The sequence below is a fragment of the Variovorax sp. YR752 genome (assembly GCF_943372545.1).
Map to the genome: position 1 here is coordinate 1 of NZ_CALRZC010000275.1, position 9,975 is coordinate 9,975.

Sequence of the window (9,975 nt, forward strand, 5' to 3'; positions counted from 1 at the left end):
CTGCTGCTGACCGAGGTGGCGCGCACCTCGCCGCTGCTGCAGCTGGACATCCACATCGGCCGCAGCCCCTACCTGATGACCTCGCTCAAGAGCGGCGAGATCGACATGATCATCTCGAACCGCGCCGACCCGCAGTCGCAGTTCGAAGGCGTGGTGCTGCGCAACTCGCCCACCGTGTGGCTGTGCGCCGCGGGCTATGTGCACGACCCGACAAAGCCGGTGCCGCTGATCATGGCGGACGGGCCGAGCATCTTCCGGCGCATCGGCCACGAGGCGCTCGATGCGGCCGGCGTGGCCTGGACGCCGCGGTACACCTCGTCAAGCCTGATCGGTATCAAGGCCGCATTGCGGGCGGGACTGGGCGTGACGGCGCGCGGTGTCGAGCAGCTCGATGCCGGCTTGCGGGTGCTGGGTGCGGGAGACGGCATGCCGCGCCTGCCTGATCTGGCGTACTACCTGTATGTGCGCAGCCACGTGGTGAACCCGGTCACGCGGCAGGTGTTCGAGACATTGAAGAAGCAGCTGCGGCTGCCGGGGGCCGACGCCCCGACCTGAGACGCGGGACCGGCGCCTGCTTGCCCGCTTCTCAGGTCGCCCAGATGCGCGGCGTGGCCGCCGGCAGTTGCCACAGCTCGCTGCGCCACGCCTGCCAGACCTGTCGCAGCAGCTGCATCGCGGGCTCGACCACCGGTGCGAGCACGCGCAGCACCACCACTTCCGCGTGCGGGCTGGTTGCGCCCGCGCTCTCGTGCAGTTCGTGAACTTCGAGCAGTGTGCGCGCCTGCGCAAGCAGGGCTTCGCGCCGTGCCTTGGCCATCGACGAACCCGTCACGACGAACAGCGAGGCAAGGCAGCGGTGGCCGCCCAGCCCCAGCGGGCTTTGCAGCAGGCGGTGGTCGCTGGCGTCGATGCGTCCGCGCTCCAGCCACACGCCGGGCGCTTCGATGTGCTGCAGGTAGGTGCCGCGCTCGAAGGGCTGGTTGGCGTTCGGCAGACCGAGCGCGCACACGTCCCAGCCGATCATCTCGGCGCCTGGGGCGACTTCGAGAGTGAGCCGGTTCTCGGCCTGGCAGCCGCTGTAGCAGATGGCTTCGAGCGGCAGCCATTCGAGCCGCGCACCGGATGCGAGCCGGATGCGTGTGCGTTGCAGCGCGGTCTCGCCTTCGGAGCGGTAGAAGCGCGAGGCGCCGGGCGTGGTGATCAGGCCGTGGCTGCCGTCGGCGGCTTCGATGTCGATGTCGAGCGTGTCGCCGCCCACGAGGCCGCCCGGCGGATGCACCAGCACGTTGTGGCACACCGCATCGCCCTCGGGGTACAGGCTTTGCAGGATGCGCAGCGGGCCGTCGTGGCGAAAACGGGCGACGCTGCGGTCGGCTTCTTTTTGGTAGGCGAGGTGGAGACGGGCGTGCCAGGGCATGCGGCGAGTCTAGTGCGCCGTCACAGGCTCAGGTCTTCCAGGCACCGTCGTGCGCGGCAGCCGCTTCATCAATGAGCGCCGGCCCGATGCATTCGATCGGATGCGGCGACGCGCGGAACACGTCGCGGCACGACAGCTCCGCGTCGCGCTGGTCCTGCCGTTCGCCGCGGAACACGCGCAGCCGCTGCGCGTCGATGCCGAACACCACGCGGCCGATGTTCGACCAGAAGATTGCGCCCGCGCACATCACGCACGGCTCGCCCGAGGCATAGAGCGTGGCGCCGGCCAGTTCCTCGCGCGTGAGGCCGCGGCCGGCCAGCGCGCGCAGCGCATTCACTTCGGCGTGCGCGGTGCAGTCGCCGGTTTCGGCGTTGCTGTTCGCCGCCTCGGCCAGGACTTCGCCGGCGGCCGAGACGATGACCGAGCCGAAGGGCCGGTTGCCGCGCCGGCGCGCGGCGTGCGACCACACGATGGCCTTGCGCAGGTAGCGGCCGTCGCGCTCGTCGAGCGTGTTTTCTTCGGGGAGGGAAGGAGTGGGGCTTTCAGGAAGGTTCATGCCTTGGGTGCGGGAAGAAGGCGCTCGCTGCGCGCCGGCAGCATCGAGCTGTTGAAGAGGGCATCGGCCGAAGGCCGCATCTTGAGGCCGAAGGTGTCGGCCACCTCGTCGACCTGCTGTTCGAGCGTGAGCTTGCGGATGTCGCCCAGCCCGTGGCTGCGCGTGTCCGCCGCGCCCACGTACTGCGCCGTGAGGCTCCAGCGTTCGAGTTCGACCTTCTCGTCGAGGATCGGTTCGCGCTGGCGCATGGCCGCGATGCTGGGCGCAGGGTTGGCAAAGGTCTCGACGATGGCGCGGTTGGTCGCGCGCAAAAAGGCCGCCACCACCTTCGGATTTTGCGCAATGAGGTTGCTGCTCGCAAGGATCGCGTTGCCGTACAGGTTGACGCCCGCGTCCGAATACTTGAGCACCGAGAGCTCGTCGGCCTTCATGCGCGCGAAGAGCGAGACGGCCGAGTCGTGGAAGTAGGTGGCGGCATCGACGTCGCCGCGCACCATCACGTTGTCGCGCGCGCTGAAGTCGGTGGTCTGCCACTGGAATGCGTCGCCGCGCATGCCCTGCTTGCGCGCCACCATCGGCCAGGCGCGGCGCGTGGACTCGACGGCGGCGGCTGCCACCTTCTTGCCCGTGAGGCTCTTGAAGTCGCCGGTCACGCCGCGGTCCTTGCGCCCGATGATCACGAACGGTGCGCGGTTGTAGTACTGGTACACGGCCTGCACCACCGGCGTGCCCGGGTTCTGTGCATTGAACTCGACCAGCGAACTGATGTCGCCCAGGCCCAGCTGGTACACGCCGCTCGCGATGCGCGTGATCGACGCGACCGAGCCGGCGCCGGTGTCGATCGTCACGTCCAGCCCCTCGTCGCGGTAGTAGCCCTTGGTGTGTGCCAGGAAGAAGGGTGCGGTCTGGCCGTTGATGCGGAAGTCGAGCGTGAACTTGAGCGGGGTGAGCTTGCCGCCCTGCGCGAACACGGCAGGGGCGGCGAGGGTGGTGGCAGCTGCGGCGAGAAAGGATCGGCGTTGCATGGTGGGGCCTCGGAGTCGGTGGTCTTGACGGATGCCTCCCACCAGGGCGGGAGGCGCCTCAAGAGCAATTTCCGGGCGGGCGCACGGGGATGGTGCGTGCGCTGCTGAACGCTTCTACTCTTGCAGGCTGTCTTGCATGAGGCATGCCAGGGCGCGGCGCTCGGGCATCGCAGGGTGGGGCTTGGAAGTGCGGCCGGGGCGCGCCACAATCCGGGCGCGCTAATTGCAAGTCGATCGGCGCAGAGTAGAAGCGTTCAGCCTCGCGCATGTTTTTTATCAAGCATGCCGACGAAGCAGGAAATTGCTCTTTCACGTTCGTCCCTACACGCAACATCGAAGGAGTTCGCCCATGCTCGTCACCCAACAACCCGTCTTCCGCAAGTTCTGGCATGCCGTCATGCCGCTCACCGAACTGGCCCATGGCCCCAAGCCGTTCCGGCTGCTGGGCGAAGACATCGTTCTGTTCCTCGACGCCAACGGCCAGCCGGCCGCGCTGCGCGACCGCTGCTGCCACCGCACCGCCAAGCTCTCGAAGGGCTGGTGCGTGGACGGCGAAGGCAAGGCCTGCGGGCAGGGCGCGATCCAGTGCGGCTACCACGGCTGGACCTATGACCGCAGCGGCCAGGTGGTGCGCATCCCGCAGTACGAGCCCGACCGCAAGATCTCGCCCGAGTACAAGACCACCGCCTACCACTGCACCGCGCGCTACGGCTATGCCTGGGTGGCGCTGGAGGAGCCCATCGCCGACATCCCCGTCATTCCCGAGTTCGAGGACCCGGGCTACCGCACGATCTTCCAGTTCTACGAAGAATGGCAGACCAGCCCGATGCGCGCGCTCGAAAATTCGTTCGACAACTCGCACTTCAGTTTTGTGCACCGCGCCACCTTCGGCGTGGCCGCGAGCCCGAAGCCGAGCAAGTACGAGCTGGTGGAAAACGAATCGGGCTTCTACGCCGAGACGGTGATCGAAGCGACCAACCCGGTGAAGTTCCATTCGATCAGCGGCGTGACCGACGCGATCACCACGCGCCACATGCGCAACGCCTACTTCCTGCCGTTCGCGCGCCGGCTCGACATCGAGTACCCGAGCGGCATCCGCCACATCATCATCAACTGCTTCACACCCATCGACGACGGGCGCATGCAGCTGTGCCAATGGCTGTTCCGCAACGACACCGAGGCCGACTGCGCGGCGCAGATGCTGATCGACTTCGACGAGGAGATCACGCGCGAGGACAAGGACATCCTCGAATCGACCGACCCGGATGCGCTGGTCGATACGCGGCGGCGCGGCGTGGAGTATTCGATGGAGTCCGACCGGCCAGGGATGCTGATTCGCAAGCACCTGATGCAGCTGCTTGCGAAGCATGGGGAGGCGGAGGTCTATCGGGGCATGAGCGGCACGAACGGCGCGGTCATCCCCATCGCAAAGGCCGCCTGAGCGGCGGCCCTTGCCCGGCGCGTCAGGCGGGCGCGGCCGTGGGGGCCGGGCGCGAGGCGCCGCGTGACGAGTCTTGCGCATAGCGGTCCATCGCCAACCCATCCGTACGAATCTCCGGCCGCTGACCCGTCACCAGGTCCGAGATCAGCTTGCCCGAGCCGCAGGCCATGGTCCAGCCCAGCGTGCCGTGGCCGGTGTTCAGGAACAGGTTCGGGTAGCGCGTGGCGCCCACGATGGGCGTGCTGTCGGGCGTCATGGGGCGCAGGCCGGTCCAGAAGCTGGCGTTCGGCAGGTCGCCGCCCGGGAACAGGTCGCTCACCACCTTTTCGAGCGTGGCGCGGCGTGCCGGGTTCAGGCGCAGGTCGAAGCCGCCGAGCTCGGCCATGCCGCCCACGCGGATGCGGTTGTCGAAGCGCGTGACGGCGACCTTGTAGGTTTCGTCGAGCACGGTCGATTGCGGTGCGAGCGATTCGTCGAGCAGCGGCACGGTGAGCGAATAGCCCTTGACCGGGTACACCGGAATGTCGAGGCCCAGCGAGGCGATGGCGGCGCGCGAGTAGCTGCCGAAAGCCATCACGTAGCGGTCGGCCGTGAGGATCTTGCCGGCGCGGGTGCGCACGCCGGTGATGCGGCCGCCGTCGGTTTCGAGGCCGTCGATGGTCTGGCCGAAGCGGAAGTCGACGCCCAGGCCGCGTGCGATCTCGGCGAGGCCGCGCGTGAACAGATGGCAGTCGCCGGTTTCGTCGTTGGGCAGGCGCAGGCCGCCCGTGAGGCGGTCACGCGCACCGGCCAGGCCGGGCTCGACGTGCGCCAGGGCGTCGCGGTCGAGCAGTTCATAAGGCACGCCGCATTCCTCGAGCACGGCGATGTCGCGCTGCACCGCGTCGAGCTGCGCCTGCGTGCGAAAGAGTTGCAGCGTGCCGCCGGTGCGGTGCTCGTACTGCAGGCCGGTGTCGGCGCGCAGCTGCTGCAGGCAGCCGCGGCTGTATTCGGCCACGCGCATCATGCGTTCCTTGTTGACCGCGTAGCGCTCGGGCGAGCAGTTGCGCAGCATGGCGGCCATCCAGCGCAGCTGGAACAGCGTGCCGTCCGGGCGGATCGACAGCGGCGCGTGCTTCTGGAACATCCACTTGATCGCCTTCAGCGGAATGCCGGGCGCGGCCCACGGCGTCGAGTAGCCGGGCGACACCTGGCCGGCGTTGCCGAAGCTCGTTTCCTCGGCCGCGCCGGCCTGCCGGTCGAGCAAGGTGACCTCGGCGCCGGAGCGCGCGAGGTAGTACGCCGTGGTGGTGCCGATCACGCCGCCGCCGAGAACGATGACTTTCATGGTGTATTCGCGTATCTGAGTGGAATGATGTGAATCTAAAGTGCACAATGAAGTGGATTCCATTGTTTTTAGAGGTTTGGCAGTGAAAATCGCTGCCGAAAACCGTCCAAACCCCCGCGCGGAGTGAAATGCCCGAACTCGACCGAATCGACCGCAAGATCCTCGACCTGCTGCAGCGCCAGGGCCGCATCGCCATGACCGAATTGGCCGAGCGCATCGGCCTGTCCGCCTCGCCCTGCGCCGAGCGCGTGAAGCGCATGGAGCGCGACGGCGTCATCACCGGCTACCACGCGCACGTGTCGCCCGAAGCGCTGGGCAAGACCTTGCTGGTGTTCGTGGAGATCAAGCTCTCGGCCAAGTCGGGCGACGTGTTCGACAAGGTGAAGCAGGAGCTGCTGCACATGCCCGAGGTGCTCGAATGCCACCTGGTGTCGGGCAGCTTCGACTACCTCGTGAAGGCGCGCCTGAGCGGCATGAGCGAGTACCGGCACCTGCTGGGCGACATCCTGAAGAAGCTGCCGGTGGCGGCCGAGTCGCACAGCTACGTGGTGATGGAAGAGATCAAGGAAACGCTGATGCTGGCGGTGGACCGGTGAGGACCGCCCAGGCGCCGTGGCTACTATCGGTTCGCGCCCCGAATCCTCTTTTCATCTCGCCCAAAAGGAAACCGGCATGACCCTCTCGATCCGCCGCGACGGCACCACCGGCACGCGCCACATCCTCAAGATCCGCAACCACGAGATCCCGGTCGATGCCTCGCCCGCGGGTGGCGGCAGCGATGGCGGTGCCGAGCCGCACGACCTGTATGACGCGTCGCTCGCGGCCTGCAAGGCGCTCACGGTGCTGCTCTATGCGCGTCGCAAGGGCATTCCGGTGGAAGACATCGAGGTCGTGGTGGACCGTGACGACAGCGAGGAACGCAAGGGCATCTACCGCCTGAAGTCGGGCCTGCGCCTGACGGGCGACCTGACCGAGGCGCAGCGCGACGAGCTGCTGCGCGTGGCCGGCAAGTGCCCGGTGCACAAGCTCATGACGGAAGTGAAAACCGAGATCGAGACGGGTTGGGCCGACTGAGGCCGCGGCCTCTTTTTTACTTCGCCGCTTCCGCCTTCTTGCGTGCGGCTTCCACGCGCTTGGCATAACGGTCGCCCCAATCAGCCAGCGGCCCCAGCGCGGCGTTGAGCGTGGCGCCGAGCGAGGTCTCGGAATACTCCACGCGCGGCGGCACTTCGTGGAACACCTCGCGGTGTACGAGGCCGTCGGTTTCCATCTCGCGCAGCTGCTGGATCAGCATCTTCTCGCTGACCTCGGGCAGCAGCCGCTTCAGCTCACCGAAGCGGTAGGGTTGCTGGTGCAGCTCCCACAGGATGACGGCTTTCCACTTGCCGCCGATGACCTCGAACGCGGGGCCGATGCCGCAGTTGTAGGGCTTCTTCGCTGCCATCGTTTGCTCCTTGTGGTTCCAATACTTCCCATTTGGTAAGTACCTTACTTTATCGTAGGTACTTGACCCTATGGGAGTGTAATTTCTACCATGCAGGCGTCATCAACCACTGCATCGGATTGCCATGAGCAACACCAAGAAGGAAGTTTCGGTTCTGGGCCTGGGCGCGATGGGCGTCGTCATCGCGCGGCTCTTTCTCGACCAGGGCTACAAGGTCACGCTGTGGAACCGCTCGGCCGACAAGGCCGACGCGCTGGTCGCCCGCGGCGCCGTGCTGGCGCGCAGCGCCGCCGAGGCATTGCGCGCGAGCCGCATGGCCGTGATGTGCGTGTACGACTACCGCGCCGCCGACGCGATCTTCGCGATGGACGGCGTGGCTGCCGCCATGGACGGCCGCCTGCTCGCGCAGCTCACCACCGGCAGCCCGAAGGATGCGCGCGAGGCCGAAGCCTGGGCGCACCGCCACGGCGCCGCGTACCTCGAAGGCGCGATCCAGGCGGCACCGGACCAGATGGGTCGGCCCGACACGCCGCTGCTGGTGTCGGGTGCGCAGGCCGTGTTCGCCGAGGCCGAGCCCTTTCTGAAAGTGCTGGCCGGCGGCATCGTCTACCTCGGGGAGAAGGCCAGCGCGGCTGCGGCCATGGACCTCGCCACGCTCTCCAGCATCTACGGCACGATGCTCGGCTTCTTGCATGGCGCACGCATCGCCGAGCACGAAGGCTTCGACGTCGCCGAGTACGGCCGCATCGTGGCCGGCATCATGCCGACCTTCGCGGGCTTTCTTCAGCACGAGGGCGCGGTCATCCAGTCGGGCGACTTCGCGATCTCGCAGAGTCCGATGCGCATTTCGGTCGAGGCCACGCAGCGCATCCTGCAGACCGCGCAAGAGGCCGGCATCAACACCGAGTTCCCGACCTTCGCGGCAGGCCTGTTCCGGCGCGCCGATGCAGCGGGGCTCGGCGGCGAAGAGCTCGCGGCGTTGATCAAGCTGCTGCGGCAGTAAGGAAAGATCAGGCCCACCGCATCGACTGGATCGCGCGCACCACCTCGGCCTCGCGTTCCATGAAGAAGTCGGTGTGGTTGCAGTGGTCGAGCGTGAGCCGGTGCGGCGTGTCCAGCGCGGCGACGAGGCGGTCGGCATCGGCGCGGCGCACGCGGCGGAAGATGCGCAGGAAGTCGGCGGCGTCCTTGCCGGTCTGTGCATCGAGCGGACGTTCGAGCCAGGGGAACAGGTCGCGCTGGTCGAGCGGCAGCGCGGTCACCACCAGCGCGGGCGCGCGCACCGGCCGGTAGTCGGGCGAGAAGCGGTGGGCCGCGGTGTCCATCGCGGTTTCCACGGCGTCGGGTGTGTTCGGGCGCACGCTGCCGTCGGCCAGTTCGTCGAGCGCGTCGTGCAGGTTGGCTTCGAGCGCCGGCCACCAGTTCTTCGACTTGCGCCGCAGGTAGGCAACGGCCGCCTTCATCGAACGGCCGTCGTCGGGTGTGGGCGCGGGCTCGTCGAGCTGGCGGTTCATCGGCGGGTCTTCGCCGCCGGTGTCGGCGTTCTTCGTGTAGTCGAAGGTGGTATCGAGATACACGAGGCCGCGCAGGTGGTCGGGGAAGCGGCTCGCGAAGCGCGTCAGCTCGTTGCCCGCGATCGAATGGCCGCCGAGCACCACGCGCGTGAGGCCCAGCGCATTGCACAGCGCGGCCAGGTCGTCGACCAGCGCGTCGACCTCGTAGTGCTGCGTGGCGCTTTTCACCGGCAGCGGCTTGTCCGAGAGGCCGTAGCCGCGCCGGCTGACGGCGACCACGCGCGAGGCGGCGCCGGCCGCGACGAGCGCGGGCGCCAGGCTGTCGAAGCAGCGTGCGTTGCCGCCGAGGCCGGCGAGCAGCACGATGACGGGGGCCGAGGTGTCGGGGCCGCCGGGGCGCTGCCAGTCGCGCACTTGCAGCGAGACCTCGGGTGCGGTCGACACCTTCACGCGGCGGTCGGTGGACGTCACGGGTTGGTCGTTGTGGACGGGTGCGGGTGCGGTGCCGACGTTGTCGCCTCCACCCCCGCAGGCTGCCAGCCCGGCCGCGCTGCCGAAGAGCACGGCGCGCAGCAGGTCGCGGCGCTGGAAGTGAAGCGGGTTCGCCCAGTGGGGGCGCGCCGTGGAAAGAGAGGGGCGAGGCACGTCGATGCTCCAGGCATGAAGAAGAAAGTAGGAGCCTTGCAGTGTGGGCATGCCACCTGAAGAAGCCCTGCAGCCTTCATGAAGGCTTCCTGAAGCGGGGCGAAGGGGTGTGGCAGATACTTCGGCCACTTCCCGGAACCGGGCTTGTTCGCTTGGAATTCCCCCATGAATCTTTTGCTTGTTGAAGACGATCTTGACCTTGGCAACGGCGTGCGCATTGCGCTCGCCAACCAGGGCATGGACGTGGTGTGGGTCCGCCGGCTCGACGACGCCCTGCGCACCCTCGACAACGGCGCTTTCGACATGGTGCTGCTCGACCTCGGCCTGCCTGATGGCGACGGGCTCGACCTGCTGCTGCGCCTGCGCCGCACCCGCCAGATCTTGCCGGTGCTGGTGCTGAGTGCGCGCGACGCGCTCAACGACCGCCTGCGCAGCCTGGACGATGGCGCCGACGACTACCTCGTGAAGCCGTTTGCGCTGGCCGAATTGTTGTCGCGCGTGCGGGCTTTGGCGCGCCGCAGCTACGGCTTCAACGACGAGACCATCCGCATGCGCGGCCTGGCGCTGCACGAACCCACACGCGGCGTGATCGTCGACGGCGAGCCG

General features: G+C 67.8%; 12 protein-coding genes. 6 read left to right on the forward strand and 6 right to left on the reverse strand.

All coding sequences use genetic code 11. The features are described from left to right. Nucleotides 1–555, forward strand: a 555-nt coding sequence (locus tag AAG801_RS36670) for a LysR substrate-binding domain-containing protein (protein ID WP_341892850.1), incomplete at its 5' end; no start/stop codon positions are given. A 31-nt stretch (nt 556–586) separates the two neighbouring features. Here AAG801_RS36670 and AAG801_RS36675 read toward each other — a convergent pair. The 3 genes from AAG801_RS36675 to AAG801_RS36685 are packed head-to-tail and all read right to left on the reverse strand — an operon-like array spanning nt 587 to nt 2,998. Then, nucleotides 587–1,417, reverse strand: coding sequence for an urease accessory protein UreD (locus tag AAG801_RS36675; RefSeq protein WP_341892851.1), 831 nt, complete (start codon nt 1,415–1,417; stop codon nt 587–589). A 28-nt stretch (nt 1,418–1,445) separates the two neighbouring features. Next, nucleotides 1,446–1,973 (reverse strand): nucleoside deaminase, encoded by a 528-nt coding sequence (locus tag AAG801_RS36680; RefSeq protein WP_341892852.1) that lies wholly within the window; start codon nt 1,971–1,973, stop codon nt 1,446–1,448. After that, nucleotides 1,970–2,998 (reverse strand): ABC transporter substrate-binding protein, encoded by a 1,029-nt coding sequence (locus AAG801_RS36685; protein WP_341892853.1) that lies wholly within the window; start codon nt 2,996–2,998, stop codon nt 1,970–1,972. The genes AAG801_RS36680 and AAG801_RS36685 overlap by 4 nt, the downstream gene beginning before the upstream one ends. Before the next feature lie 349 nt (nt 2,999–3,347). Here AAG801_RS36685 and AAG801_RS36690 point away from each other — a divergent pair, with 349 nt between their 5' ends. Further along, complete coding sequence (locus AAG801_RS36690; protein ID WP_341892854.1) at nt 3,348–4,439, forward strand: aromatic ring-hydroxylating dioxygenase subunit alpha; 1,092 nt, start codon at nt 3,348–3,350, stop codon at nt 4,437–4,439. 22 nt (nt 4,440–4,461) lie between these two features. On the opposite strand, the gene AAG801_RS36695 is transcribed toward AAG801_RS36690, so the two are convergent. After that, nucleotides 4,462–5,766: a D-amino acid dehydrogenase gene (locus AAG801_RS36695; RefSeq protein ID WP_341892855.1), complete on the reverse strand. Its 1,305-nt coding sequence runs from the start codon at nt 5,764–5,766 to the stop codon at nt 4,462–4,464. Between the two features lie 128 nt (nt 5,767–5,894). Between AAG801_RS36695 and AAG801_RS36700 the strand changes: the two genes are divergently transcribed. Both AAG801_RS36700 and AAG801_RS36705 read left to right on the forward strand, forming a co-directional pair. Beyond that, nucleotides 5,895–6,362: a winged helix-turn-helix transcriptional regulator gene (locus AAG801_RS36700; RefSeq protein WP_056578796.1), complete on the forward strand. Its 468-nt coding sequence runs from the start codon at nt 5,895–5,897 to the stop codon at nt 6,360–6,362. Nucleotides 6,363–6,438: 76 nt separating this feature from the next. After that, nucleotides 6,439–6,840 carry an OsmC family protein gene (locus AAG801_RS36705; protein ID WP_070062377.1) on the forward strand — a complete coding sequence of 134 codons (402 nt, stop codon included), beginning with the start codon at nt 6,439–6,441 and terminating at the stop codon, nt 6,838–6,840. A gap of 16 nt (nt 6,841–6,856) precedes the next feature. Here the strand turns inward: AAG801_RS36705 and AAG801_RS36710 are convergent, their stop codons facing one another. Continuing rightward, nucleotides 6,857–7,210 carry a helix-turn-helix domain-containing protein gene (locus tag AAG801_RS36710; protein ID WP_341892856.1) on the reverse strand — a complete coding sequence of 118 codons (354 nt, stop codon included), beginning with the start codon at nt 7,208–7,210 and terminating at the stop codon, nt 6,857–6,859. A gap of 124 nt (nt 7,211–7,334) precedes the next feature. On the opposite strand from AAG801_RS36710, the gene AAG801_RS36715 reads away from it, so the two are divergent. Next, a complete protein-coding gene (locus AAG801_RS36715; RefSeq protein ID WP_341892857.1) occupies nt 7,335–8,213 on the forward strand; it encodes an NAD(P)-binding domain-containing protein in 879 nt (292 codons plus the stop codon). 7 nt (nt 8,214–8,220) lie between these two features. Here AAG801_RS36715 and AAG801_RS36720 read toward each other — a convergent pair whose 3' ends face one another. Next, complete coding sequence (locus tag AAG801_RS36720; RefSeq protein WP_341892858.1) at nt 8,221–9,420, reverse strand: alpha/beta hydrolase; 1,200 nt, start codon at nt 9,418–9,420, stop codon at nt 8,221–8,223. A gap of 114 nt (nt 9,421–9,534) precedes the next feature. Between AAG801_RS36720 and AAG801_RS36725 the strand changes: the two genes are divergently transcribed. Further along, a partial coding sequence (locus AAG801_RS36725) for a response regulator (protein WP_341892859.1) occupies nt 9,535–9,975 on the forward strand: 441 nt, incomplete at its 3' end.

Bases quoted from the DNA above. Each gene is read 5' to 3' on its own strand.
- AAG801_RS36675 (WP_341892851.1), bottom strand. From the start codon at position 1,417: ATGCCCTGGCACGCCCGTCTCCACCTCGCCTACCAAAAAGAAGCCGAC.
- AAG801_RS36680 (WP_341892852.1), bottom strand. From the start codon at position 1,973: ATGAACCTTCCTGAAAGCCCCACTCCTTCCCTCCCCGAAGAAAACACG.
- AAG801_RS36685 (WP_341892853.1), bottom strand. From the start codon at position 2,998: ATGCAACGCCGATCCTTTCTCGCCGCAGCTGCCACCACCCTCGCCGCC.
- AAG801_RS36690 (WP_341892854.1), top strand. From the start codon at position 3,348: ATGCTCGTCACCCAACAACCCGTCTTCCGCAAGTTCTGGCATGCCGTC.
- AAG801_RS36695 (WP_341892855.1), bottom strand. From the start codon at position 5,766: ATGAAAGTCATCGTTCTCGGCGGCGGCGTGATCGGCACCACCACGGCG.
- AAG801_RS36700 (WP_056578796.1), top strand. From the start codon at position 5,895: ATGCCCGAACTCGACCGAATCGACCGCAAGATCCTCGACCTGCTGCAG.
- AAG801_RS36705 (WP_070062377.1), top strand. From the start codon at position 6,439: ATGACCCTCTCGATCCGCCGCGACGGCACCACCGGCACGCGCCACATC.
- AAG801_RS36710 (WP_341892856.1), bottom strand. From the start codon at position 7,210: ATGGCAGCGAAGAAGCCCTACAACTGCGGCATCGGCCCCGCGTTCGAG.
- AAG801_RS36715 (WP_341892857.1), top strand. From the start codon at position 7,335: ATGAGCAACACCAAGAAGGAAGTTTCGGTTCTGGGCCTGGGCGCGATG.
- AAG801_RS36720 (WP_341892858.1), bottom strand. From the start codon at position 9,420: ATGCCCACACTGCAAGGCTCCTACTTTCTTCTTCATGCCTGGAGCATC.